Source organism: Pseudomonas sp. TSRC2-2 (assembly GCF_049897785.1).
Taxonomy (GTDB): Bacteria; Pseudomonadota; Gammaproteobacteria; order Pseudomonadales; family Pseudomonadaceae; genus Aquipseudomonas.
In genome coordinates this window covers 292,333-316,195 of record NZ_JAFCWZ010000003.1, presented here as the reverse complement: position 1 = coordinate 316,195, position 23,863 = coordinate 292,333, and the positions used below count along the sequence as shown (strand labels likewise).

Annotated in this window: 22 protein-coding genes; 7 read left to right on the top strand and 15 right to left on the bottom strand. The window is 62.9% G+C overall.

Features of this window, described 5'->3' with window-relative positions:
* Window position 1: 1 nt before the first annotated feature.
* From madL to pilG, 15 genes are all read right to left on the bottom strand, one after another.
* Window positions 2-394: a malonate transporter subunit MadL gene (madL, locus tag ACP7D9_RS07485; protein WP_101161179.1), complete on the bottom strand. Its 393-nt coding sequence runs from the start codon at window positions 392-394 to the stop codon at window positions 2-4.
* Window positions 395-461: 67 nt separating this feature from the next.
* On the bottom strand, window positions 462-1,382 hold the full coding sequence (gene mdcH, locus ACP7D9_RS07480) for a malonate decarboxylase subunit epsilon (RefSeq protein WP_426156477.1): 921 nt from the start codon (window positions 1,380-1,382) through the stop codon (window positions 462-464).
* Complete coding sequence (locus ACP7D9_RS07475) at window positions 1,379-1,999, bottom strand: malonate decarboxylase holo-ACP synthase (protein WP_426156475.1); 621 nt, start codon at window positions 1,997-1,999, stop codon at window positions 1,379-1,381. The genes mdcH and ACP7D9_RS07475 overlap by 4 nt, the downstream gene beginning before the upstream one ends.
* Window positions 1,993-2,778: a biotin-independent malonate decarboxylase subunit gamma gene (mdcE, locus tag ACP7D9_RS07470; protein WP_426156473.1), complete on the bottom strand. Its 786-nt coding sequence runs from the start codon at window positions 2,776-2,778 to the stop codon at window positions 1,993-1,995. The genes ACP7D9_RS07475 and mdcE overlap by 7 nt, the downstream gene beginning before the upstream one ends.
* Window positions 2,775-3,626 carry a biotin-independent malonate decarboxylase subunit beta gene (locus tag ACP7D9_RS07465; protein WP_312999630.1) on the bottom strand — a complete coding sequence of 284 codons (852 nt, stop codon included), beginning with the start codon at window positions 3,624-3,626 and terminating at the stop codon, window positions 2,775-2,777. The genes mdcE and ACP7D9_RS07465 overlap by 4 nt, the downstream gene beginning before the upstream one ends.
* Entirely contained in the window at window positions 3,619-3,918 is a 300-nt protein-coding gene (locus ACP7D9_RS07460) for a malonate decarboxylase subunit delta (protein WP_056786420.1), read from the bottom strand. Before ACP7D9_RS07460 ends, ACP7D9_RS07465 begins: the two co-directional genes overlap by 8 nt.
* Window positions 3,918-4,775 (bottom strand): triphosphoribosyl-dephospho-CoA synthase, encoded by an 858-nt coding sequence (locus ACP7D9_RS07455; protein WP_426156471.1) that lies wholly within the window; start codon window positions 4,773-4,775, stop codon window positions 3,918-3,920. Before ACP7D9_RS07455 ends, ACP7D9_RS07460 begins: the two co-directional genes overlap by 1 nt.
* Window positions 4,775-6,445, bottom strand: a complete 1,671-nt coding sequence (gene mdcA / locus ACP7D9_RS07450) for a malonate decarboxylase subunit alpha (RefSeq protein ID WP_394598382.1) — start codon at window positions 6,443-6,445, stop codon at window positions 4,775-4,777. The genes ACP7D9_RS07455 and mdcA overlap by 1 nt, the downstream gene beginning before the upstream one ends.
* 246 nt (window positions 6,446-6,691) lie before the next feature.
* Entirely contained in the window at window positions 6,692-7,057 is a 366-nt protein-coding gene (locus ACP7D9_RS07445) for a DUF6124 family protein (protein WP_426156469.1), read from the bottom strand.
* 532 nt (window positions 7,058-7,589) lie between these two features.
* On the bottom strand, window positions 7,590-8,060 hold the full coding sequence (locus tag ACP7D9_RS07440) for a chemotaxis protein CheW (RefSeq protein ID WP_426156467.1): 471 nt from the start codon (window positions 8,058-8,060) through the stop codon (window positions 7,590-7,592).
* A complete protein-coding gene (locus tag ACP7D9_RS07435) occupies window positions 8,053-13,962 on the bottom strand; it encodes an Hpt domain-containing protein (RefSeq protein ID WP_426156465.1) in 5,910 nt (1,969 codons plus the stop codon). The genes ACP7D9_RS07440 and ACP7D9_RS07435 overlap by 8 nt, the downstream gene beginning before the upstream one ends.
* Before the next feature lie 11 nt (window positions 13,963-13,973).
* The gene (locus ACP7D9_RS07430) at window positions 13,974-16,022 is read right to left on the bottom strand and encodes a methyl-accepting chemotaxis protein (RefSeq protein WP_101161207.1); all 2,049 of its coding nucleotides are present in this window, start codon (window positions 16,020-16,022) and stop codon (window positions 13,974-13,976) included.
* 142 nt (window positions 16,023-16,164) lie between these two features.
* A complete protein-coding gene (locus ACP7D9_RS07425; protein ID WP_101161210.1) occupies window positions 16,165-16,704 on the bottom strand; it encodes a chemotaxis protein CheW in 540 nt (179 codons plus the stop codon).
* A gap of 10 nt (window positions 16,705-16,714) precedes the next feature.
* On the bottom strand, window positions 16,715-17,080 hold the full coding sequence (pilH, locus tag ACP7D9_RS07420; protein WP_101161212.1) for a twitching motility response regulator PilH: 366 nt from the start codon (window positions 17,078-17,080) through the stop codon (window positions 16,715-16,717).
* 60 nt (window positions 17,081-17,140) lie between these two features.
* On the bottom strand, window positions 17,141-17,545 hold the full coding sequence (pilG, locus tag ACP7D9_RS07415; RefSeq protein ID WP_016772743.1) for a twitching motility response regulator PilG: 405 nt from the start codon (window positions 17,543-17,545) through the stop codon (window positions 17,141-17,143).
* A 225-nt stretch (window positions 17,546-17,770) separates the two neighbouring features.
* Between pilG and gshB the strand changes: the two genes are divergently transcribed.
* The 7 genes from gshB (at window position 17,771) to ACP7D9_RS07380 (ending at window position 23,782) form a co-directional block, all read left to right on the top strand.
* Window positions 17,771-18,742 carry a glutathione synthase gene (gene gshB, locus ACP7D9_RS07410; protein WP_101161214.1) on the top strand — a complete coding sequence of 324 codons (972 nt, stop codon included), beginning with the start codon at window positions 17,771-17,773 and terminating at the stop codon, window positions 18,740-18,742.
* Window positions 18,743-18,849: 107 nt separating this feature from the next.
* Entirely contained in the window at window positions 18,850-19,749 is a 900-nt protein-coding gene (locus tag ACP7D9_RS07405; protein WP_101161217.1) for an energy transducer TonB, read from the top strand.
* 135 nt (window positions 19,750-19,884) lie between these two features.
* Window positions 19,885-20,457 carry a YqgE/AlgH family protein gene (locus ACP7D9_RS07400; RefSeq protein ID WP_312999658.1) on the top strand — a complete coding sequence of 191 codons (573 nt, stop codon included), beginning with the start codon at window positions 19,885-19,887 and terminating at the stop codon, window positions 20,455-20,457.
* On the top strand, window positions 20,457-20,894 hold the full coding sequence (ruvX, locus tag ACP7D9_RS07395; protein ID WP_041476809.1) for a Holliday junction resolvase RuvX: 438 nt from the start codon (window positions 20,457-20,459) through the stop codon (window positions 20,892-20,894). The genes ACP7D9_RS07400 and ruvX overlap by 1 nt, the downstream gene beginning before the upstream one ends.
* Window positions 20,895-20,975: 81 nt before the next feature.
* Window positions 20,976-21,482 (top strand): bifunctional pyr operon transcriptional regulator/uracil phosphoribosyltransferase PyrR, encoded by a 507-nt coding sequence (gene pyrR, locus ACP7D9_RS07390; RefSeq protein ID WP_130902720.1) that lies wholly within the window; start codon window positions 20,976-20,978, stop codon window positions 21,480-21,482.
* Between the two features lie 27 nt (window positions 21,483-21,509).
* Window positions 21,510-22,514: an aspartate carbamoyltransferase catalytic subunit gene (locus tag ACP7D9_RS07385; RefSeq protein ID WP_101161225.1), complete on the top strand. Its 1,005-nt coding sequence runs from the start codon at window positions 21,510-21,512 to the stop codon at window positions 22,512-22,514.
* Window positions 22,511-23,782, top strand: coding sequence for a dihydroorotase (locus ACP7D9_RS07380; RefSeq protein ID WP_426156460.1), 1,272 nt, complete (start codon window positions 22,511-22,513; stop codon window positions 23,780-23,782). Before ACP7D9_RS07385 ends, ACP7D9_RS07380 begins: the two co-directional genes overlap by 4 nt.
* The last annotated feature ends 81 nt before the right edge of the window (window positions 23,783-23,863 follow it).

Sequence of the window (23,863 nt, the reverse complement as noted above, 5' to 3'; positions counted from 1 at the left end):
ATCACCCCGCAGTCTTGGCTGGAGCAATCGGCGTCTGTTGCTTGTTGCCCATGCGTGTCAGCACTGGCACCAGAGCAAAAGCGATCACTACGGCGAGGGTTCCGGCCAGAATCGCCATCGGCCCGCCCTTCAGCGCACCGTAGACATTCTGCTGCGCGGCCATGGCGACCACGATGGGAATGTAGATCGCGCTCCAGAACTCCACGCCCTGCTCGGTCTTGCCCTTGAGCCAGCCGCTTTTATAGAGATAGCTGCCGAGGCCGATCAACAGCAGCATCGCAATGCCGACACCACCGACGTTGGCCGGCACGCCGATCAGCTTGCCGAGCAGTTCACCGACCCAGATACCGACCAGCGTACAAAAGGCGAGAAACGCCACACCGTAAATAATCATTGTTGTAGTCCTCAAAGTGCATCGTCGAATGTTGTTTTTGTTGTTCGAAGCTTGAGTCGCGGCGGTTTTAGAGTTGGCGGCCACCCTCCTCTCGCAACAGCGCTTGCACGGTGTCGAGGCGAGCACTGTCGAAGGCAGTGACGGTGCCCTGCTCGAAGACCCGGCGCGCCAGCCCGGTCAGCACCGCGCCGGGCGGCAGTTCGATCTGTAAACGTACGCCGCGCTCGTAGGCGCTTTGCACGGTGCCGCGCCAGTCCACCACGCGGCACATGTTGAAAGCGAGGTCGTCGCGCAAGGCCTCCGGCTTGATTACCGGACGCGCACGGCTACCACTGAGGTAAGCGATTTTCGGCGTTTTAACCGCAACCCCGGCGAAGGCTTCGGCGAGGGTTTGCGCCGGTTCGTCCAGCAGCGGACAGTGCGACGGCACACTCACCGCCAGGCGCTTCGCCAGACCGGCGCCGCGACTGCGCGCCAGTTCAGCCACCGTTTGCATGGCCCTGTCGCTACCGGCAATCACCACTTGGTTATCGGCATTGATGTTGGCCAGATACACCGGCGAATCCTCGCTGTGCACCTGCGCCAGCAGCGTTTCGACGGTGGATAACTGCAAGCCGATGATCGCGGTCATGCCGTAGCCCTGTGGATAAGCCTGCTGCATCAGCTCACCGCGCAGGCTGACCAGATGCAACGCATCGCTGAAACTCAAGGCTCCCGCCACCACTGCTGCCGGGTATGCGCCGATGGACAGACCGGCGACGTAATCCGCGCTCAGCCCATCCTGCAATAACTGCCGAGAAGCAGCGACACCGGCGATCAGCAGGCACAGCTGCACCGCTCTGGTCGTGTGCAATGCCTCGGCTGAATCCAGCAGCGCAACATCTTCGCCGAGCACATCACTGGCCTCGACCAGTGTTTCGCGAGGCAAACGCTGGAGCATGCCGGCTTGCTGCGCGCCCTGGCCGGGGAACACCAGCAGACTGCTCACGCTGCCTGCTCCTGCGGGTGCCACGGATTCGTCACCAATACTGCCTGATGCGCATTTTTCAGCAGCACTCGGGCCGAACCGCTGGCCCATTCCCGCAAGGCCACGGCACCGAATGGCGTCTGCAATTGCATATCGACCCGGCACGCAGTCTGATCAAAAAGCGCGACCAGTTCGCGCGCCTGATCACGGCCGATCATCTGCGGCGCACGCAAAATCAGATCAAGATCACTGGCCGCGTGCATCGCTCTGAAACCACTGGCCAATTCAAACCCGACACTGCCGCTGACACCCCAGACCGAACCGCAGTCATCGAGCATCGGCCGCAATTGTCTGAGCGCTTGCATGACCGGCAGATCACGTGCGCTGTCGACATGACACAACGCTTCAGGACTGACCCGCCGCACAATCGAATCGACGCGCATGAACGCCGCCAGCCGCTGCTCACGCAGCAACCCACGCACGCCGACCGCGACAAAACCGTCAGCACTCAACGCCCGGCGCACCACCACCGGTTGCCCGGCGGCCAGCGAATCAACTGCCCACTGTGGCGCATCCGCCGGCAACTGCGCCGGGGTCATGCCCCAGAGCAGATCGTGGGCCATGGGCTGGTTCACCACTGCGCCCTCAGCAATTCGCGGACTTTGCTGGAAGCTGCACGATTGCTCGCGCCGAGGCGGCCTTTCAAATCACTGCCGGTCACATCGCTGATCGCCTGCTTCAGGCACTCGCTCACCCGCGCCAGATCCTCAGCCGTCGGTTGTTCGATCTGCTGCACCGAGAGGGTTTCCCAGAGCAGACCGAGGCTGGCGTAGCTGTCGATGTCATAAGCCATCGGCGGTACGCTGGAGGCCAGCGCTTCCAGTTCCTCGACACTGCGCAAGGTGACCCGCGCCGCCGAAGCCTTGCCCATCGCATGCACCATCACCCCGGGGTCGCGCAGGGCGATCAAACGGTTGGCCTGATAACCGTGCGCCAGAAACGCCCCGGACATGGCCTTGCCCACCAGCAACGCAATCACCGGATGCCCGGCCAGCCGCGCATGGGCATAACTGCCCGCCGCGCCGGCCAGCGCCTGATGAATGCCAAGGGCCTCTTCGCGCCGACCATAGGCCTGGCTCGGCACATCGACGATGGCGATGATCGGGCGCTTTTGCGCGTTATCGCGATCAGCGTTGATCGCGTCATCCACAGCTTTGGCCAGCCCCCAGCCTTCGAGCAAGCCGACTTCGCCGTTGCGAGCGCGTGGGAAACGGTTGTCCGGGTCGGCGACCACGGCGATAAAACGCCCGAGTTCACCGTCAGCGACTTTCAACGACGCCGGCAGGCCTTCGACGTTTTTAGCACCCGCGCTCAGAGCGTTGAACCAGTGCAAACCGCGCAATGAATAACCACTCATGAGCGCTCTCCTTGATACAGATCGCGAACCACCGAAGGCTCGATTTGCTTGTCCGTGTCCAGACTCGCCAGGCGTTGCAGAAACCACTCGGCGCGCTGACTGCGCGGCTGTGCCGGCAGACCTTGCTGGAGCAGTTCACTCACCTGCTGACGAATCTGCGCCACATCATCGCCGACATAACGGTCCACCAGTCCCGTGTTGAAGCGCTGTTCGCCGCCGGTCAGGCTCCAGATGAATGGGCGGTCGCGAGAGTCGTATTCCTCGATCCCGGCTTCCTGCTCGATCACTTGCGGGCCGTTCAATCCGAGGCGCGCTTCCTGAGTCACCAGCAGATAACTGCACAGCGCAGCGGCAATCGACATGCCGCCAAAGCAACCGACGCTGCCGGCGACCACGCCGACCACGGGTTGGTATTGCTGCAAATCGACAATCGCCGCGTGAATATCGGCAATCGCCGCAAGGCCGAGATTGGCTTCCTGCAAGCGCACGCCACCGGTTTCCAGCAGCAGCACTGCGCGGGTCGGGATGCCTTTGCGGTTGTCTTCGGCGGCCAGCTCCAGCGCCCCGGCAATTTTCGCCCCGCCGACTTCGCCAAGGCTGCCGCCCTGAAACGCGCCTTCGATCGCGGCAATCACTACTGGCAAACCGTCGAGGCTGCCCTTGGCGATGATTACGCCGTCATCGGCCTGCGGCACTACGCCCTGGCGCTCAAGCCATGGCGACATGACCCGTTGAAACGGATCGAGCAGTTCGCGAAACGTCCCGGCGTCGAGCAAGGCTTTCGCCCGCTGCCGCGCGCCGAGTTCGACGAAGCTGTGTTTGTTGAGCAACGCGGCGCTGTCAGTCATGGCCGATCTCCTCGAAACCCTGTTCCAGACGCAAGCGCACCACCCCCGGCGTCGCGCCAAAATCGTGGATGTCGATGGCCATCGCCGGTGGCGTGGTGCCATCGAACATCCGCGCAAACAGATGCTGCCAGCGCTGTTGCGCGCCATTGACCGAAGTCTGCACGTTGATCGTCAGTTTGCCGGCCAGGCCCGGTTCGATCAGCACTTCCAGATCCCCCGAGCCGACACAACCGACCAGCGCACGCCCGCGTGGCGGCTGCCCGGCGGGGAATTCAAACGATAGGCTTTCCATCAAAACGCTCCCTGAGAGATGCCGTCGCGCTCGATTCGGTCGAGCAGCAGCGTGGCGGCGAGCAAGTCGGCGGCACCACCGGGCGAGGCATTCAATGCGATGAGTTGTTGATCCAGTTCGTGCAATCGGCGGCGGCCGCTGAGGCTGGCGCTGCCACCGGCATCGAGCACTGCTTGCGCGCCCGATTGCATGGCCTGCAAGCCTTGTTCCCCGGCGCGGTAGAGCACGCAGGTGTCGGCCAGTTCGGTCATGATCGCCAGCAAGGCGTCGAGCCGGGCGTTCTGTTCGCCGTGGCCGCTGGCGCGGCTTTTGTGCAGCTGCGGCAGGCCGCGTTGCAGCACGGACGGGAAGCCGAGTTGCGCCTCTTCCCGAGCGCCGCGTGCGCCGTAACGCTGGGCGACTTGTGCGCCGTGGCTGAGCGGTGTCGGTGCGTAGCGGTCGTCGAGCAGTGCCAGGCGGGCGGCGCACAGGGCGATGGATTTCGGTTGCAGCGCGGCGGCCGTCACCAACAGTCCCAACGCCCAGATCGCGCCGCGATGGGTGTTGACGCCATTGGTGGTGGCGAGCATGGCTTGCTCGCCTTCACGGCCGATGCGGCCAATCGCTTCGCGTAACGGCACACCGACTTCGCCGATCTCCAGCGCCGCCTCGGCCATTTCCTTGAACGCTGGCCACAAGGCCAACGCCGAGGCGTGCATCAGGCCCAGGTGCAGATCGGTGTGCGCGCCGTTGCCGCGACGGTCGACCAGCGCCGGTTTCGGCGACAGATCGGCTTCGTCGATCAGCGCGTCCACCGCCAGATCGGCCAAGCGGTCAGCCAGCGACAGCGGGGGTGCTTGCAGGTTGAATGCGTGCATTACCAGCTCCTGAATTTGGCGGGCGGGTTGTACAGGCCACCGGACCACTCGACCAGATCCGCCACGCTTTTCGCCGCGAGCAGTTCGCGGGTCGCGTCGGTGCGGCGAATGCCGAGGTCTTCGGGCAAGGCAATCAGGCCTTCGCGGCGCATGCGCTCGGTGTCTTTCGGGTTGTGGCGCAGGCCAATCGCGGTGACGCCGGCGACGGCGGCGATCATTGCCTGGCGCTCTTCCAGCGAGCGCGCCTTGTACAGGTAGGCGATGCCTTCTTCGGTGAGCAGGTGGGTAACGTCGTCGCCGTAGATCATGATCGGCGCCAACGGCATGCCGCTTTTCTTCGCCACTTCGACCGCGTCGAGGGTTTCGACGAAGGTCGGTTTGCCGCCCTCCTGGAACGTCTCGACCATTTGCACCACAAGTTTCTTGCCGCGTTCGAGCATTGGCTGCGGTGCATCGCCGTGACGCATGTCCAGCCACGCCGGGGTGCCGTGACGGCGGCCGCGCGGGTCGTGGCCCATGTTCGGCGCGCCACCGAAACCGGCGAGACGGCCACGCGTCACCGTCGAGGAATGGCCGTCACCGTCGACCTGCAACGTCGCGCCGATAAACAGATCCACCGCGTACTGCCCGGCGAGTTGGCAGACCATGCGGTTGGAACGCAGCGAGCCGTCACGGCCGGTGAAGAACACATCTGGCCGGGCGGCGATGTAGTTTTCCATGCCCAGTTCGGTGCCGAAACAATGCACGCTTTCGACCCAGCCGCTTTCGATCGCCGGGATCAGCGTCGGGTGCGGGTTGAGCGTCCAGTTGCGGCAGATCTTGCCTTTCAAACCGAGGGATTCGCCGTAGGTCGGCAGGATCAGTTCGATGGCGGCGGTGTTGAAACCGATGCCGTGGTTGAGCGACTGCACGTTGTGTTTTTCGTAGATCCCACGAATCGCCATCATCGCCATCAGCACGTGCACAGGCTTGATGTGGCGTGGATCGCGGGTGAACAGCGGTTCGATGTAGAACGGCTTGTCGGCGACCACGACAAAATCGACCCATGAAGCGGGAATGTCTACGCGCGGCAGTTCGCTGACGTCGTCGACCAACTGGTTGACCTGAACGATGACGATGCCGTCGCTGAATGCGGCCGGTTCGATCAATGCCGGGGTGTCTTCGGTGCTCGGGCCGGTGTAGATGTTGCCGGCGCGGTCGGCCATGAACCCGGCCGAGAGCACGACGTTGGGGATCAGGTCCACCACCAGCCGTGCATAGAGTTCGATGTAAGTGTGAATCGCGCCGACTTCGAGCAGGCCGTCTTCGAGCAACTGGCTGATGCGCAGGCTCTGGGTGCCGGCGAAGGAGAAATCGAGCTTGCGGGCGATGCCGCGTTCGAACAGATCGAGGTGCTCCGAACGGCCGACGCTGGGCATGATCATGTGCAGGTCGTGGAGCTTGGCCGGGTCGGCCTTGGCCAGCGAACGCGAGAGGAAATCCGCCTGCTTCTGGTTGTTGCCCTCCAGCACCACACGGTCGCCGGGATGGATCAGCGCTTCGAGCGCGGCGACGATCTTGTCGCTGGGCAGCACTGCCCCATCGGCCAGGCCGCGCACCTTGTCGAGCCGGCGCTGCTTCTCATCGCGCCGCCGCGTCCAGCGCGAGTCGGGGGAAATTATTGTTGTCATGCTCACTCCACGGGTTCGCTGTCGTGGAGCCAAGGTAGGCGTGTGCGGTGAGGGCATCAATCAAGCTGGATGGTGAATCATTACGCTGAGCGTAACGGACAAGCTGAAGCCCCTGTAGGAGCTGTCGAGTGAAACGAGGCTGCGATCTTTTGATCGTTCCCACGCTCCGCGTGGGAACGATCGAACGCATTTCAATTGTGGGAGCGAGCCTGCTCGCGAAGAGGCCAGTCGCCTCAGCGCATTCGCTCAGTCAGTGGGCACCAGTTTGTCCAGCACCCGGTTCACCGCCATCTCCGCCACCATGACAATCTGCGCGATGCCCTGCAGGGTCTTGCGCTGCGAGCCGTCCACCGAGGCGGCATGGTTGTGCAGCATCACGGTTGCCGAACCAAGGGTTTCACAGGCGTCGGCCAGCAAGGATTCGGTGTCGGCCTCGGGATTGGCCATGTACAGCGTATTAGGGGTGTAAGGCGGGGCGATGAAGTCGGCGGCGGGCGGGCCGAGATAATGGTCGAGGGCGCGTTCGGCGGCGTCGTGAAATTTCTTTGAGTCGGGGGATTGGTAGGGCGATGCCGGACTGGCTACCGGCGGATTGGGCGATGGTTTTTTCATCTTCAGGTTCCGGATAAAGCCGCAACCGCATCTCTGCTAAAAGAAGGGGTGGCAGCTGAACGCAGGTTAGCAGACCGGGGAACCTAAGGAAGCCGGCGCGCCGAAGCGCCCTGCGCACAGCCGCCATCGAGTGCAGGCGTGAAGCCTGACTGACGGTGCTCATGCAACCTCAGATTTACCACGGGCTGCTAAACCCGATCACTGCGAATCAGTGACGGAACCAAGTTACGCAGCAAGCCCTGGGCGCACAAGCCGGCGGATTCTGGCGCAGGCGTAGGCAGCGGCGCAAGGATTTGTAGGCTGGTGGGGCGTAACATTGGGTGTCCTTAAACACCTCGATCAATTGGTGTTTATTGGCTGATCGGGATTCGGGATCTACCCGTAGGAATTTGCTGCCGTGACTGGCGCTTTCGCGAGCAAGCCCGCTCCCACATGGGAGCTTCAGGGTACGCCGATTTTGTGTACGACATCGCTCCACTGTGGGAGCGGGCTTGCTCGCGAATACGCCCGTCAGGACACCACCAACTGCAAATCAGTTAACCAGGCCAGCCTCCACCAACAACCGCTCCAGCCCCAACAAATCCGGTACCTTCGCCACCTGCTCGCCCACCTGCACCGCCGCCTGCTCCAGCGCACACAACGGCACATCCACGTAACTCAACTGACTGTCCAGCTTGTACGACCGAGGAATCCCCTGCACCAGCAGTGCGATGAATTTCAGCTCCGGCAAGCCGCCCAGAGCATTGAGAATGACCATGCGCGCCCGTTCGCCGATAACGATTTTCTGCCCGCACGCCGACTCGAAGCTGATCAGCGGGATCTGCCGCTCGCGCCACTTCACCCGCCCCAGGTACCACGGCGGGGTGTCGAGGTCGAAGGCGCTGGCCTGGTAGTCGATCAGCTCGGCGATGGCGACATTGGGCAGGATCAGATTGCGATCGGCCAGCGGCAGCAGCAGCCCGGTGAGCTGGCTGTTGCGCGGGTTGAGTCGGTGCTCATGCATGTTTCTGGCTCCACTGGGCGATGCTCTCCAGCAACACCGATTCCTGATACGGCTTGCCGAGGTAGTCGTTGACGCCGATGGCCATGGCGCGGTCGCGGTGTTTCTGCCCGGTGCGCGAGGTGATCATGATGATCGGCAGATGGCGCAGGCGTTCATCGGCGCGTACCTGGGTGGCGACCTCGAAGCCGTCCATGCGCGGCATTTCGATGTCGAGCAGCATCAGATCGGGCATGTGCTCCTCAAGCAGCAGCATCGCATCGACACCGTCCTTGGCGGTCAGCACGTTCATACCGTGACGTTCCAGCAAACGGCTGGTGACCTTGCGCACCGTCACCGAGTCATCGACAACCATGATCAGCAGCGGCTTGTGCGGTTCGCTGTCGATCTCCGTGCGCGCCGGCTCTTGCGCCAACCGCGCCTGCATCGCCCGGATCGGTGCGAGCAGATCCAGAATCAGCACCACCCGGCCATCGCCGAGAATCGTCGCCCCCGACACGCCCTGCACCGCCGCGAATTGAGGGCCGAGGCTTTTGACCACGATCTCGCGGGTGCCGGCCATGGCATCCACCAGCACGGCAATGTGGCGGTCGTTGTAATGCACCAGCAGCACCGGCAACGGCAGGTTCTGCCCGAGCAGTTTCGGCCGCGGCGCCGTCTTCAGCAGCTCGCCCAGATAACACAGCTCGTAACGCTGACCGCCATACTCGTAGCGCGGCGGATCGTGACGGAAATGCCCTTCCAGATCATTCGGCAACACACGCACAATGCCTTCGATGGTGTTCAGCGGGATCGCGTACTGATCCTCACCGCACTGCACCATCAACGCGCGGTTGACCGACACGGTGAACGGCAGGCGAATACGGAAATGCACGCCCTGCCCCGGCACCGAATCGATGCTCATGCTGCCGCCGAGCTGTCGCACTTCTTCGTGGACCACGTCCATGCCGACACCACGCCCGGAAATCTGGGTAATCTTTTCCGCCGTGGAGAAACCCGGCTGGAGGATGAACTGCAACACATCGCGGTCGCTGATCTCGGCGTCGGGCGCGAGCAAGCTGCGCTTGATCGCCTTGCGCCGCACGGCTTCCAGGGGCACCCCGGCGCCGTCGTCGCGGATGTCGAAAACAATATCGCCACCCTCGCGCGACAGATCGAGGGTGATCTGCCCTTGCGCCGGTTTACCTGCCGCCAACCGCACTTCAGTGGATTCCAGGCCATGGTCGACGGCGTTGCGCAGCATGTGTTCCAGCGGCGCGGCCATGCGCTCCAGCACGTTGCGATCCATCTCGCCATCGGCATTGCCGACGACGAACGCGACATCCTTGCCCAGCTCTTCGGCGACCTGACGAACGATGCGTTTGAGACGCGGCACCATGCGTTCGAACGGCACCATGCGCGTGCGCATCAGGCCTTCCTGCAATTCAGTGTTGATCCGCCCCTGTTGCTGCAGCAGGTTCTCCGCATCGTGGTTGCGGCGGTCGAGGGTTTCCTTGAGGTCGAGCAGGTCCGAGGCGGATTCGAACAGTGCCCGCGACAGTTGCTGCAACTGCGAATGGCGGTCCATTTCCAGCGGGTCGAAGTCTTCGTAACCGAGACGTTCACCATCGACTTGCTGGCGGCTGAGAATGCGCCCCTGGGTTTCGGTATCGAGGCGGCGCAACTGATCGCGCATGCGTTCGATGGTGGTTTCCATCTCGTTGAGGGCAATCTGCGCATCGTTGACCTGCTGCTCGATTCGCCCGCGAAAGATCGAGGTTTCCCCGGCCAGGTTGACCAGCTCATCGAGCAGTTCGGACGAGACCTTGACCATGTCCGCCCCAGCATCGGCGGGCGGTGGCGCAGCCTCAGGCTTGACCACGGGAGCTGGCGCCGGCGGCGCTTCAACCTGCGCCGGATGGCTGAAATTCTGGATCGCGCTGATCAGCCGATCGGCCGGTGGGCACGGTTGCCCGGCGCGCACGCCGTCGAGCATCTGCGCCAACCGGTCATGTCCGCGCTGCACCAGGGCGAACAATTCGGCAGACGGTTGCAGCGCACCGGTGGAAAGGCTTTCGTAGAGAAATTCCAGCTCATGGGCGAGGTCGCCGATCGGGCCGATTTCGACCATCCGCGCACCGCCCTTGAGGGTGTGCAGATCGCGCAGCAGGGTTTCGATTTCCTGACGGTTGCCCGGCTCGGCCTGCCAGCGCAACAGCGCGGCGCCGGAGCTTTCGATGATGTCGAAACCTTCTTCGAGGAAGATCTCCAGCAACTCCGGATCATGCCCGGCGTTGTCGTGTTCGACCGCTGCGGGGGATGATTCGCTGGCGGCCTGACCCTGACGCAACTGACGGATCGCGTCGATCAGATCCTGCGCCGCGGTCAGCGCTTGATGCGCTTGCAGTTGCTCGAGCATCTGCGCCAACCGCGCGTGACTTTGCTGCAGCAAACCTTCGAGCGCGCCGCTGTGGCTGTAGCGCCGATCGACCAGCCCTTCGTAGAGATTTTCCAGTTCCTGGGCAAGGTCACCGACGGCCTCGACCTCGGCCATGCGCGCACCGCCCTTGAGCGTGTGCAAGTCGCGCTGCAAAGACGACAGCGGCGCGGCGTTGTCCGGGTCATTGAGCCAGCGCTGCAAGGCCTGCCCGGCGCTGTCGAGAATATCCACCGCCTCTTCAAGGAAGATTTCGACAATCTCGTCGTCAGGCGCGAGCGCGGCAGCCGATTGCTGCAATTGCGCGGTGGCGCTGCCCAATTCGCGAATGTCCAGGGTGCGGCTGCCGTCGCTGCGGATCAGGCCCATCGAAGCCGGGTCGAGGCCTTCGTCGAGCAGTTCCTGCAACGCTCGAATTCGCTCTGGCTGCGCAGTGATCTCCTGGCCGGCAGCGAGCTCGTCGAGCATGTTGATCAGCGCTTCGTGGGCCAGCTGCGCTTCGTGGAAAAACCGCTCGCTGACCGCCAGACTGCTTTCTTCCACCGCGCCATACAGGTCGAGCAAGGCTTCGCACAAGCCATCAACCGGCAGCAGATCGGCAAGGTGTGCGCCTTCGCCCAGGGTGGTCAGCTCATCGAGCAAAGCGCTGAGTTCCTGGCGTTCGCCGGGGTGCTGCTGCCAACGCTGCAAGAGGTTTTCCGCGTCGAGGAGGATGTCCATGCCCTGGGCGAGGAAGTTATTGATCAGTTGCGGATCGCGCTTGAGCCGCCGGCCGCTGTCAGCGCCATCGGAGCCTGCTTGCAGGCGTTCGGCGAGCAGCGCCTCGGTGCGTTTGATCAGCGACTGCGCCCCGACAATCGGCGCCAGCGGATCGTGTTTGAGCTGGCGCAGACCGACGCGGAACAAGCCCTCGGCTTCGAGCAGCAATTCGACCTCATCCAGATCCAGCGGCAACTGATGCGCCTTGAATTCGCGGGCCAGTTGATCGAGTGACGCTGCGAGTTCGGCCATCGGCACTACGCCGGCCATCGACGCGCTGCCCTTGAGCGTATGCAGTGCGCGTTGCAGTTCATCGCTGGCCTGCAACGGCACCTGCTCGGCGGCCTGATCGAGGAAACGGTTGAGGCTGGCGAGGTGGGTTTCGGCTTCCTTGCGGAAGATTTCCAGCAGCAGCGGATCGAGTGCGGCGACGTCGTCGGTGTCTTCGGCGGCCAGCGGTTGATCACCCTTGGCCAACGCGTGAGCGCGGGCGGCGAGTTGATCGACGTCGCTGCGCTGACGCTGACGCTGGGTGGCGAATTCATTGATCAGCTCGGGCAGCAGCAACACGGTGTCGCCGAGCAACTGGCGCAGCACTGCGCCAGGTTCGACGCTTTGTTCGAGTACGCGATTGAGCAGATTTTCGACCGCCCAGGCCAGTTCGCCGAGGATCAACGCACGGACCATGCGCCCACTGCCCTTCAAGGTGTGGAACGCCCGGCGCAGCTCGGTCAGCGCGGCGCGGTCCTGCGGATTGGCGGTCCAGCGCGGCAGGTATTCGTGGAGGACCGCGAGGACTTCGTCGGTTTCTTCGAGGAACACTTCGCGCAGTTCATCGTCGACCGGTTCTTCATCCGCCGGCGGCGGCATCAGGCTGCCAGGTGTAGTGCGTGCCGGCGGGTTGAGCGTCGAAACCGGACTGGCCAGCACCTCGGCCAGCGACTGCACGACCTGCGGATCATCGAGGGTCTGCAGGTTCTGCATGACCTGCGCTTCGCTGGGGCTGAGCACCTCATCGAGCACCGGCACTTGCGGTTCGCCGGGCTGCTCACTGGCAAAGAAGCCGAGGCTGGCGAGGCTGTTCTGCGCGACATCAAGCAGATGCTCGGCGGGCGCCTGCGGGTCATCGCTCAAGCGTTCGAGGTAATACTCGAGGCTGCTGATCACATCGGCCAAATGATCGAGTTGCTCCCAGCCAGGCTCATGAGCATCGAGCATCAGATGCTCGCGAATGAAACCGTTGCAGGCCTCGACCAGACTCGCCGCGCGGGCCAGCGGAATCATCGCCAGCGCGCCACGCACCTGGGTCAGCAGCTCGGGCAGCGGTTGCAGATGCTGGCGGTCCCAATCGGCGTCGATGTAATCGACGATCATGTCCTTGGCCTGTTGCAGGCAGATACGTGCTTCCTTGATCACGATCTGATGGATCTGCGTCAGGTCGGTGGTCGGCAGGCGCGCGTCGTCGGCGCTTTGCGTCTCGACCGTGCCGACCATGCCGGCCAGTGTCGCTTCGACATAGAGCAAGGCACCGGCGACGTCCATGAGGATTGCGTCGTTCGGTTCGCGCTGACCCTGAGCAAGGCTGAGGACCACCGCCAGTTGGTCGATGATGACTTTGCGCGGCTGGCCGAAACCCAGCACCGCAAGGGTGTCGGCGATCTGCCGCAGCGGTGCGAGCAGGCTGTCCAGATCCGAGGCGTGCTGGCGGTCGCTGCGCACGAACAGATCGAGGCGCTCCTTGACCCGCACCAGCTCTTCGCACAGCGCTGCCAGCACCGAACGCATGGCATCGCGGTCGGGGCCGGCGAGGCGTACGCGCTCTTCGTCGACCATCGCGCTGTCGGGCAGCGCGTCGTCCAGGGAGTAGCGATCTTTCATGGTCAGCATCTGCCCGGTGGGATGTTCGGCCTTGGCAATATAGAACAACAGGCTTTTCAGCAGGTCGGCCGGAGCCGGCTGGTTGAGCCCACGCATCCCCTGATCGAGCAGGCGCTTGAGCTCTGTGTCGGCGTCCTTGAACAGGCTGCGCAGCGCTGGACTGTTGGCGATGGCGCCCTCGCGCATGCCCTCGACCAACGCCGAGGCGACCTGCCACAACGGGCTCAACGGCGCGTCGCCGCTCAGCGCTTCAAGGCGGGTGAAGACCTTGGCCAGATAACCGAGGTGCATCTGGTCATCCTGTTCGCGCAGCAGCCCGACCAAGGCCACTTGCAGCGTCTGCCGCAGCTTGCGCAGCACGTTCGGCAGATCAGGCGGTTCCAGTGCCGCGAGTGCCTCGTCGCCGAGCGGCGCCAACCCGGGCAGTGGCGGGCTGAACAGGCTGGTTTCCGCCAGCAGGCTTTCACCGCGAGCGCTGCGCAGATCATTGATCAGCGGCAGCACCACCAGCGGCAGGTCACGGCGGGCGCTCTGCACGCGGTCGAGGTACGCCGGCAATTGCCCCAGCGCTTGCAGCATCAGGTGCAGGGCTTCGTCGCGGTGCGGCACGCGTTGATGTTGCAGGGCTTCAACCAGATGCTCCATTTCTTCGGCAAGCAACGCTGCGCCGTAGAACTCGACCATTTGCAGACTGCCGTGGACCTGATGAATGTACGCCAGGCACTCGTCCAGCCCGGGGAGAGCCTGCGGATCGTCAAGCACGGCTTCGATCGCCTGATGCGCCAGCTTCAGCGTTTCGGCAATTTCGCCCTTGACCCACTCCAGGGCCACATAGTCGTGCCGATCACCCATAACCACTCCACTCACGCTTTATCTGTCGCCGCCGGCAAGGTAAAACCGGACACCGAACGGCGCAACTGACTGGCCATTTTCGCCAGGTTGCCGATGCTCTCGGCGGTGGCGGTGGATCCCGACGAGGTTTGCGAGGTGATCTGTTGGATCACATTCATCGTCAGCGAGATCTGCCCGGCCGAAGACGTCTGCTGCTGCGCCGCGTTGGAAATGCTCTGGATCAGCGCCGCGAGGGTTTTCGACACGCCTTCGATTTCTTCCAGGGCCACACCGGCATCCTGCGCCAGTCGCGCGCCGCGCACCACTTCGGTGGTGGTCTGTTCCATGGAAATCACCGCTTCATTGGTGTCGGCCTGAATCGCCCGCACCAGGGTTTCGATCTGCCGGGTCGCGGCTGAGGAACGTTCGGCCAGCCGCTGCACTTCGTCGGCAACCACGGCAAAACCGCGCCCGGCATCCCCGGCCATCGATGCCTGGATCGCTGCGTTGAGGGCGAGGATGTTGGTCTGGTCGGCGATGTCGTCGATCAGGCTGACGATGTCGCCGATTTCCTGAGAAGACTCGCCGAGGCGCTTGATGCGCTTGGCGGTGTCCTGAATCTGTTCGCGAATGTTGTCCATGCCGTGGATGGTGTTGTGCACCACCTCGTTGCCCTTGTTGGCGATTTCCACGGAACGCTCGGCCACCGCCGACGATTCGGCAGCGTTGGCCGAGACCTGATCGATGGACTCGGCCATGTCGCTGATCGCTGTCGAGGCTTCAGAAATCTGCTGGGCCTGTTGCTCCGAGGCCTGGGCCAGATGCATGGCGGTGGCCTGGGTTTCCTGCACGGCGGCGGCAACCTGGCCGGCGGTGAGGTTGATGGTGGCGACCAGATCGCGCAACTGGTCGACGGAATAGTTGATCGAGTCGGCGATGGTGCCGGTGAAGTCTTCGGTCACCGAAGCGGTCACGGTGAGGTCGCCATCGGCGAGGTCTTCGATTTCGTCGAGCAGGCGCATGATCGCGTTCTGGTTACGCTCATTCTTCTCGGCTGTCTCGCGCAATTGGCGATTGGTTTCGCGGACCATGACCAGACCGATGAGGATGATCGAGGCCAGCGCCAGCAGGCCCAGCACATAGCCGCCAATCGTATCGGTGTTGCGTCCGCCGGCCAGATGCTCGAACCCGGTGGCCAGGTGCGAGGCTTCATCGAGCAGCGTTTGCGACAGGGTGAAGATGTTGCTCGCCGATTCGCGCACCTTGAACAGCTCTGGCGAGGTTTCGAGGATTTCATCCACCGAGCCTGAAACGAACTGGAACAGTTCGGAGATTTCGCTCAAACGCGCACGGGCGTCACGGTCTTCGACCTGGCTGATTTTCAGCGCAGGGTTGCCCTGCAACATGCCGTTGAGCACCAGGCCGAAACGCGCGGCGTCGCGGCCAAAAGCGTCGGCAGCCTGTTGCGAGTTTTCGTCACCAGCGAGCACGGTGTTGACCGCGCCGAGAATGCGTTCAGCCAGCAGCGATTGCCTTTGCGCCATCGCCACCTGCGCCGCCGGAGCGCCACGCTGCAGGAGGATTTCCACGACTTTTTCGTATTCGATCTGCAACTGCGGCACGGTTTCGGCAAGTGTCGCGGCGACCTGATGCAGCGACAGCACGGTCTGTTCGCTGGTGAGGATCGCGTCGGTATTTTTCAGCAGGCGTTCCCAGTCCATCTGCACCGCGCGCATTTCCGGGCGCACGGCGACGGGTGCCGGCGGCAGGCCGGTATTCGGATCACCTTTTTTCAGGTAACCCCAGCGCTGGGCGAAATCGTTGCGCGCATCGCTGAGCAGTTTGAATGCAGCCGCCTTGCCCGCCGCCGCTTCGGTGGCATTCTTGGCGATGCGTTGTGAGAGCACGCGCAGCTCACCGGCGTGGCCGATGTACTGCTTGTCGTAGTTCGCCTGGGTGTTGAGGTAAGCAAAGTTGGCGAACAGCAGCATGATGAACACGATCAGCGCGATAAACAGCACGATGATCTGCGCACGACTGCGCGATGCTTCTGCCGACTTGCCTGTTTTTGCTGTTGTCATCGGTCCTCGCCTATGAAACCCGCCACCTTCAAATGTGGGAGCGGGCTTGCTCACGAATGCGGTAGGTCAGCCGACACATGGATTGACTGACCCACCGCATTCGCGAGCAAGCCCGCTCCCACAGGGGGAAGTGTTGTACTTGCTATACCGCCACACCCATGAATACCGGGGATTTGGCCAGTGCGAACAGGCTGAACACCCGCCAGTTCTGTTCGCGGCGGAAATAGCCTTTGACGAATTCGGCCTTCGAGCCCTGGCGCTTGCTGATCGACAGTGGCTCGAAACTGCCCTGTTCGAAATGCTGCAGACCGATCACCTCGTCGACCATCACCCCGGCGAACACGTCTTCATGCTCCACCACCAATACCCGCCGCTGTTTGCGCAGCGGCGACAGCTCATGGCCGAAGAACCCGCACAGGTCCATGATCGGCAGCAGCCGCCCGCGCAGATTGGCGACACCCTTGACCCACGGCTTGACCCCGGGCAACTGGGTGAAGCGCGGCTCGTGCAGGACTTCGCTGACTTCGCCCATCGGCGCCACATACCAATGCTCGCCGAGGCGAAAGCCGATCCCGCTCCAGCGATCCGGGCGCGCCGCTTGCGAGGGCAGATCCGCCGCCAGCAAGCGGCAGCGCTGGTCGATCTGCCAGAGCAGTTCGAACGCGGTCAGCGATTCGCTCATGATTGCGCGATCAGCCTTTGAGTACGTTGTTCAGGGTCTTGATCAGGGTGTCTTCGTCGACCGGTTTGGTCAGGTAATCCCTGGCGCCCTGACGGGTGCCCCAGACCTTGTCGGTTTCCTGATCCTTGGTGGTGATGATGATCACCGGGATGTGCGCGGTGTCGGCATCCTTGGTCAGCTGCCGAGTCGCCTGAAAACCGTTGAGGCCGGGCATGACGATGTCCATCAGCACGGCATCGGGTTTTTCCTGACGGGCCAGGGCCACGCCGTCGGCGCCGTTCTCGGCCTTGAGCACTTCATGGCCGTGCTTTTCGAGCATGCCGGTGAGTTTGTACATTTCAGTCGGCGAATCATCGACGATCAGGATACGTGCCATGGTCTTCCCCATTTTTCTGGTCGACTGCCGGCCCGCTGGCCGAGCGTCACTGTGCGTGTCTTACTGCGGCAAAACGGCGGCAAAGCCCGGAACATGGGCCTGGATCGCGTTGAGCAGTTCTTCTTTACTGAACGGCTTGGTCAGAAATTGATCAGAACCGACAATCCGCCCCTTGGCCTTGTCGAACAGCCCGTCGCGCGAGGACAACATGATCACCGGCGTGGCCTTGAAGGCGCTGTTGTTCTTGATTAAAGCGCAGGTCTGATAACCATCGAGACGCGGCATCATGATGTCGACAAAGATGATCCCGGGATGGTGGTCGGCAATCTTCGCCAGCGCATCGAAACCGTCGATGGCGGTGATCACTTCGCAACCGACGTTCTTCAACAATGTTTCGGCGGTGCGGCGAATCGTTTTCGAGTCGTCGATCACCATGACCTTCAAGGCGCTGGACTGCTGTTCCATAAGAGGGTTCTACCGTCGCCTTTGCGAATCAAATTGTCCGTTTTGCCGTGAATAATGGCCTGAAACCCTTGATAGCCAAGGGTCGGCGCGATCTGCCAGCCTTTTTAGCACAGTCTCCAGATGCAATCTATCGACGGGTTTTTCCTTGACCCGAAACCCGCCCGGCGCCACTCTGGCGGCACTTTTTCAATACCGATCCGGTAGCCAAATTTCGAGGAAAACCCAATGAGCGTTCGCGTCGGGATTGTCATGGACCCTATCGCCAGCATCTCCTATAAAAAGGATAGCTCGCTGGCCATGCTGCTGGCCGCGCAGAAGCGTGGCTGGGAACTGTTCTATATGGAACAGAAGGATTTGTATCAGGCCGAAGGTCAGGCGCGGGCGCGCATGGCGCCGCTGAAAGTCTTCGCCAACCCGGACAAATGGTTCGAACTGGACGCCGAGCAGGACAAACTGCTGAGCGACCTGGACGTGATCCTGATGCGCAAGGATCCGCCGTTCGACATGGAGTTCGTCTATTCCACTTACCTGCTGGAACAGGCCGAAGCCGCCGGCGTGCTGGTGGTAAACAAGCCGCAGAGCCTGCGCGACTGCAACGAAAAGCTGTTCGCCACGCTGTTCCCGCAGTGCACGCCACCGACCATCGTCAGCCGCCGCCCGGACGTATTGCGCCAGTTCGCCGACCATCACGGCGACGTGATCCTCAAACCGCTGGACGGCATGGGCGGCTCGTCGATCTTCCGCCACACCGCCGGCCACCCGAACCTCTCGGTAATCCTCGAAACCCTGACCCTGCATGGCAAGCAGCAGATCATGATTCAAGGCTACCTGCCGGCGATCGTCGATGGCGACAAGCGCATCCTGATGATCGATGGCGAGCCAGTGGACTACTGCCTGGCGCGGATCCCGGCGCTGGGCGAAACCCGTGGCAACCTCGCCGCTGGTGGCCGTGGCGAAGCGCGGCCGCTGACCGAGAAGGATCGCTGGATCGCTGCCCAGGTCGGCCCGACCCTGCGCGAAAAAGGCCTGCTGTTCGTCGGCCTCGACGTGATCGGCGAGCACCTGACCGAAATCAACGTCACCAGCCCGACCTGCATTCGCGAAATCGACAATGCGTTCGGCACTGATATTGGCGGGATGCTGATGGATGCGATCGATAAAAAGCTGCAAGCGGCCGGCAAAAAGCCACAAGCTTGATGCACGTCACATGCAGTCTGTCGCTTGAAGCGTGAAGCCCAAGGCGCGAAACCAACATTGCGTTATCATGCGCAGCCTCTGAAAAACGCGATGTTGGTTTTCTTGTCATGACCCTCCCGTCCGATCTGCCCACTGAACTCGCCCATCGCGGCGTGCGCCCGGCCGATCGCCTCGGTTTTACTCTGTTTCTGGCGGCGCTGATTCATTTGGCGCTGCTGCTGGGCGTCGGCTTCACCATGGTCGAGCCGCAGCAGATCAGCAAAACCCTGGAAATCACCCTGGCGACTTTCAAAGCCGAGAAGAAGCCGGAAAAGGCTGATTTCCTCGCCCAGGAAAACCAGGAAGGCAGCGGCACGCTGGACAAGAAAGCCCTGCCCAAAACCACCGAAGTCGCGCCATTCCAGGACAATCAGGTCAAGAAAGTCACCCCGCCGCCCGCGGCCAAGCCAGAGGTGCAGGAAGCCGCACCAAAGGCAGCGGTGACCACCGTTGCGCCGAAACCAAAAAAAGCGCCGACCAAAAAAGAAGAAAGCAAAACCGAGGTCAAACCGACCATCGACGCGCCGGCGTTCGACAGCTCGCAGCTGTCCAGCGACATCGCCAGCCTCGAAGCGGAGCTGGCCAAGGAACAACAGCTGTACGCCAAACGCCCGCGCATCCACCGCTTGAGCGCCGCCTCGACCATGCGCGACAAGGGCGCCTGGTACAAGGACGACTGGCGCAAGAAAGTCGAGCGCATCGGCAACCTCAATTACCCCGAAGAAGCGCGGCGCAAGCAGATTTACGGCAATTTGCGCCTGATGGTCTCGATCAATCGCGACGGCTCGCTGTATGAAGTGCTGGTGCTGGAGTCCTCCGGCCAGCCGCTGCTCGATCAGGCGGCGCAGCGCATCGTTCGCCTCGCTGCGCCGTTTGCACCGTTTACCGGCGATCTGTCGGATATCGACCGACTGGAAATCATCCGCACCTGGAAATTTGCCCGGGGCGACAAACTGTCCAGCAATTAAGAGCAAAATCAAAAGATCGCAGCCTTCGGCAGCTCCTACAGTGGGCCTGCGTACACTCTGTAGGAGCTGCCGAAGGCTGCGATCTTTTAAAGCCTCAGCTTGTCAGTTTGCCCCCACGACGCCACACTAGCGCTCATGAAAAACGTCAGCCCCAGCTACCTCAAGCATCACTTCCTGATCGCCATGCCACACATGGCCGACCCGAACTTTGCCCACACCTTGACCTACATCGTCGAGCACACGGCCAATGGCGCGATGGGGCTGGTGGTCAACAGGCCGCAAGAGTTGAACCTGGCCGACATCCTCGAACAGCTGCGCCCGGACATCGAGCCGCCGGCGCGCTGTCAGAATGTGCCGATCTTCATCGGCGGGCCGGTGCAGACCGATCGTGGTTTCGTCCTGCACCCGGCGGGCCAGACCTTCCAGGCTACCGCGCAGCTCGACGGTGATCTGGCCCTGTCGACCTCGCAGGACGTACTGTTCGCCATCGCTGACGGCATCGGCCCCGCGCAAAGCCTGATCACCCTCGGTTACGCCGGCTGGGAGGCCGGGCAACTGGAAGCCGAGCTGGCCGACAACGCCTGGCTGACGTGCCCGTTCGATGCCGACATCCTGTTCAACACCCGCAGTGAATTGCGCCTCGAAGCGGCGGCACGGCACTTGGGCATCGACCTTAATCTGCTCACCAGCCAGGCAGGTCACGCCTGATGGCCCTGCGCCTGATTCTCGGCTTCGACTACGGCACCAAACAGATCGGCGTCGCTGTCGGCCAGGTCATCACTGGCCAGGCCCGCGAGCTGTGCACCCTTAAAGCGCAGAACGGCGTGCCGAACTGGGATCAGGTCGAAGCGCTGATAAAAGAATGGAAACCCGACGCCGTGGTGGTTGGCCTGCCGCTGAACATGGACGGCACGCCCAGCGACATGTGCGTACGCGCCGAGAAGTTCGCCCGCCGCCTCAACGGCCGCTACAACCTGCCCTTCTATACCCACGACGAGCGCCTGACCACCTTCGAAGCCAAGGGCGAGCGACTGGTGCGTGGCGGGCAGAAAGGCAGTTACCGCGACAACCCGGTGGACGCCATCGCCGCCGCCCTGCTGCTGCAGGGCTGGCTCGATGAAAACACTGCATTGTTTGAATCCTGACAAGCGCTTCGGCGCTTTTCTTTTGGTTATAAACCGAGCTTCGTCCGGCAGGACGCAGCGCGGAATCACGAAGGAGCAACCATGAGCCTGCCCAATCCCGCCGATCTGATCAGCCAGATGGCGACCCGCCTCAAGGCGCACCTTGCCCAGCGTGACATCAGCGAACCGCGTTACATCGGCATCCGCACCGGCGGCATCTGGGTCGCGCAGGCGCTGCTCAAGGAACTGGCCAGCGATGCGCCACTGGGCACGCTGGATGTGTCCTTCTACCGCGACGACTTCAGCCAGAACGGCCTGCACCCGCAAGTGCGCCCGTCCGCCCTGCCCTTCGAGATCGAAGGCCAGCATCTGGTGCTGATCGACGACGTGCTGATGAGCGGTCGGACCATTCGCGCCGCGATGAACGAACTGTTCGATTACGGCCGCCCGGCCAGCGTGACGCTGGTCTGCCTGCTGGACCTGGACGCCGGCGAGCTGCCGATCCGTCCGAACGTGGTCGGCGCCACTCTGAGCCTGGCCGGCAACCAGCGGGTCAAGTTGTCCGGCCCCGAGCCGCTGACCCTCGAACTGCAAGACGTCACCCTTTAATCCGCCCTATTGAGAGTCCCCCTCGCGATGACGCCTCCAGATACCAAGCGCCCGCTGCAGCTCAATGATCAGGGCCAGCTGCGCCACTTCCTCTCGCTCGACGGCTTGCGCCGCGAGTTGCTGACGGAAATCCTCGACACTGCCGACTCGTTCCTCGAAGTCGGCGCCCGGGCGGTGAAGAAAGTCCCGCTGCTGCGCGGCAAGACCGTGTGCAACGTGTTCTTCGAAAACTCTACGCGCACCCGCACCACCTTCGAACTGGCGGCCCAGCGGTTGTCGGCGGACGTGATTACCCTGAACGTGTCGACCTCGTCGGCCAGCAAAGGTGAAACCCTGCTCGACACCCTGCGCAACCTCGAAGCGATGGCCGCCGACATGTTCGTCGTGCGCCACGGTGACTCGGGCGCGGCGCACTTCATTGCCGAACATGTCTGCCCACAGGTGGCAATCATCAACGGCGGCGACGGCCGGCATGCGCACCCGACCCAGGGCATGCTCGACATGCTCACGATCCGTCGGCACAAGGGCGGTTTCGAAAACCTCTCGGTGGCGATCGTTGGCGACATCCTGCATTCACGGGTGGCGCGCTCGAACATGCTCGCGCTGAAGACCCTCGGCTGCCCGGACATCCGTGTGATCGCGCCGAAAACCCTGCTGCCGATCGGCATCGAGCAATACGGCGTCAAGGTCTACACCGACATGGCCGAAGGCCTGAAAGACGTCGACGTGGTGATCATGCTGCGCCTGCAACGCGAACGCATGACCGGCGGCCTGCTGCCGAGCGAAGGCGAGTTCTATCGCTTGTTCGGCCTGACCACTGCGCGTCTGGCCGGGGCCAAACCCGATTGCATCGTCATGCACCCGGGACCGATCAACCGTGGTGTGGAGATCGAGTCGGCGGTGGCCGACGGCCCGCATTCGGTAATCCTCAATCAGGTCACCTACGGCATCGCCATTCGCATGGCCGTGCTGTCCATGGCCATGAGCGGGCAGACCGCGCAACGTCAATTCGAGCAGGAGAACGCCCAGTGAAGCTCAGCATCCTCGGCGCACGCGTCATCGATCCTGCCAGCGGGCTGGATCAAGTCACCGATATTCACGTTGAAGCCTGCAAGATCGTCGCCCTCGGCGCTGCACCGTCCGGTTTCAACGCCGTAGAAACCATTGATGCCCAAGGCCTCGTCGCCGCGCCTGGCCTAGTCGACCTCAACGTCGCCCTGCGCGAGCCGGGCTACAGCCGCAAAGGCTCGATTGTCAGCGAAACCCGCGCCGCCGCTGCCGGTGGCGTGACCAGCCTGTGCTGCCCGCCGAAGACCAAACCGGTGCTGGACACCTCGGCGGTGGCTGAACTGATCCTCGACCGCGCCCGCGAAGCCGGCAACACCAAGGTGTTCCCGATTGGCGCGCTGAGCAAAGGTCTGGACGGTGAGCAACTGGCCGAACTGGTGGCCTTGCGCGACGCCGGATGCGTGGCGTTCGGCAACGGTCTGGAAAGCTTCCGCAACAGCCGCACCCTGTGCCGGGCGCTGGAATACGCGGCAACTTTTGACCTGACGGTGATTTTCAACTCGCAGGATCACGATCTGGCCGAGGGCGGTCTGGCCCACGAAGGCGCGGTCGCCAGTTTCCTGGGTCTGCCGGGCATCCCGGAAACTGCCGAAACCGTGGCGCTCGCTCGCGATCTGCTGCTGGTCGAACAGACCGGCGTGCGCGCGCATTTCAGTCAGTTGACCAGTGCGCGCGGTGTGGCGCTGATTGCCCAGGCACAGGCCCGGGGTCTGAAAGTCACCGCCGATGTGGCGTTGTATCAGCTGATTCTGACTGACGAAGCGCTGATCGACTTCAACAGCCTCTACCACGTACAACCGCCGCTACGCACCCGTGCCGACCGCGATGGCCTGCGTGACGCAGTGAAGTCCGGCGTGGTTTCGGCGATCTCCAGCCATCACCAACCCCACGAGCGCGACGCCAAACTGGCGCCGTTCGGCGCCACCGAGCCGGGGATCAGCAGTGTTGAGTTGCTGCTGCCACTGGCGATGACGCTGGTTGAGGATGGGTTGCTCGACCTGCCGACACTGCTGGCCCGCCTGAGCGCGGGGCCGGCCGAAGCGCTGCGCCTGCCGGCGGGCAAACTGGCGGCAGGTGGGGCGGCGGATATCGTGCTGTTCGACCCGCAAGCGTCGACGGTGGCCGGTGAACAGTGGCTGTCGAAGGGCGAGAACTGCCCGTTCATTGGCCACAGCCTGCCGGGTGTAGTTCGCTATACGCTGGTGGATGGGCGGATCAGCCACCAAGCCTGATAAGCAAAAGATCGCAGCCTGCGGCAGCTCCTACAATGGAATGCATTCCAACTTGTGGGTGCTGCCGCAGGCTGCGATCTT

Excerpts from the sequence above, each read along its gene's own strand:
- ACP7D9_RS07405 (WP_101161217.1), top strand. The coding sequence starts at position 18,850 with ATGACCCTCCCGTCCGATCTGCCCACTGAACTCGCCCATCGCGGCGTG.
- ACP7D9_RS07455 (WP_426156471.1), bottom strand. The coding sequence starts at position 4,775 with ATGCACGCATTCAACCTGCAAGCACCCCCGCTGTCGCTGGCTGACCGC.
- ACP7D9_RS07425 (WP_101161210.1), bottom strand. The coding sequence starts at position 16,704 with ATGAGCGAATCGCTGACCGCGTTCGAACTGCTCTGGCAGATCGACCAG.
- pyrR (WP_130902720.1), top strand. The coding sequence starts at position 20,976 with ATGAGCCTGCCCAATCCCGCCGATCTGATCAGCCAGATGGCGACCCGC.
- ACP7D9_RS07460 (WP_056786420.1), bottom strand. The coding sequence starts at position 3,918 with ATGGAAAGCCTATCGTTTGAATTCCCCGCCGGGCAGCCGCCACGCGGG.
- ACP7D9_RS07465 (WP_312999630.1), bottom strand. The coding sequence starts at position 3,626 with ATGACTGACAGCGCCGCGTTGCTCAACAAACACAGCTTCGTCGAACTC.
- mdcE (WP_426156473.1), bottom strand. The coding sequence starts at position 2,778 with ATGAGTGGTTATTCATTGCGCGGTTTGCACTGGTTCAACGCTCTGAGC.
- madL (WP_101161179.1), bottom strand. The coding sequence starts at position 394 with ATGATTATTTACGGTGTGGCGTTTCTCGCCTTTTGTACGCTGGTCGGT.
- gshB (WP_101161214.1), top strand. The coding sequence starts at position 17,771 with ATGAGCGTTCGCGTCGGGATTGTCATGGACCCTATCGCCAGCATCTCC.
- ACP7D9_RS07445 (WP_426156469.1), bottom strand. The coding sequence starts at position 7,057 with ATGAAAAAACCATCGCCCAATCCGCCGGTAGCCAGTCCGGCATCGCCC.
- mdcA (WP_394598382.1), bottom strand. The coding sequence starts at position 6,445 with ATGACAACAATAATTTCCCCCGACTCGCGCTGGACGCGGCGGCGCGAT.
- ACP7D9_RS07435 (WP_426156465.1), bottom strand. The coding sequence starts at position 13,962 with ATGGGTGATCGGCACGACTATGTGGCCCTGGAGTGGGTCAAGGGCGAA.
- ACP7D9_RS07440 (WP_426156467.1), bottom strand. The coding sequence starts at position 8,060 with ATGCATGAGCACCGACTCAACCCGCGCAACAGCCAGCTCACCGGGCTG.
- ruvX (WP_041476809.1), top strand. The coding sequence starts at position 20,457 with ATGGCCCTGCGCCTGATTCTCGGCTTCGACTACGGCACCAAACAGATC.
- pilG (WP_016772743.1), bottom strand. The coding sequence starts at position 17,545 with ATGGAACAGCAGTCCAGCGCCTTGAAGGTCATGGTGATCGACGACTCG.
- ACP7D9_RS07385 (WP_101161225.1), top strand. The coding sequence starts at position 21,510 with ATGACGCCTCCAGATACCAAGCGCCCGCTGCAGCTCAATGATCAGGGC.
- ACP7D9_RS07430 (WP_101161207.1), bottom strand. The coding sequence starts at position 16,022 with ATGACAACAGCAAAAACAGGCAAGTCGGCAGAAGCATCGCGCAGTCGT.
- pilH (WP_101161212.1), bottom strand. The coding sequence starts at position 17,080 with ATGGCACGTATCCTGATCGTCGATGATTCGCCGACTGAAATGTACAAA.
- ACP7D9_RS07400 (WP_312999658.1), top strand. The coding sequence starts at position 19,885 with ATGAAAAACGTCAGCCCCAGCTACCTCAAGCATCACTTCCTGATCGCC.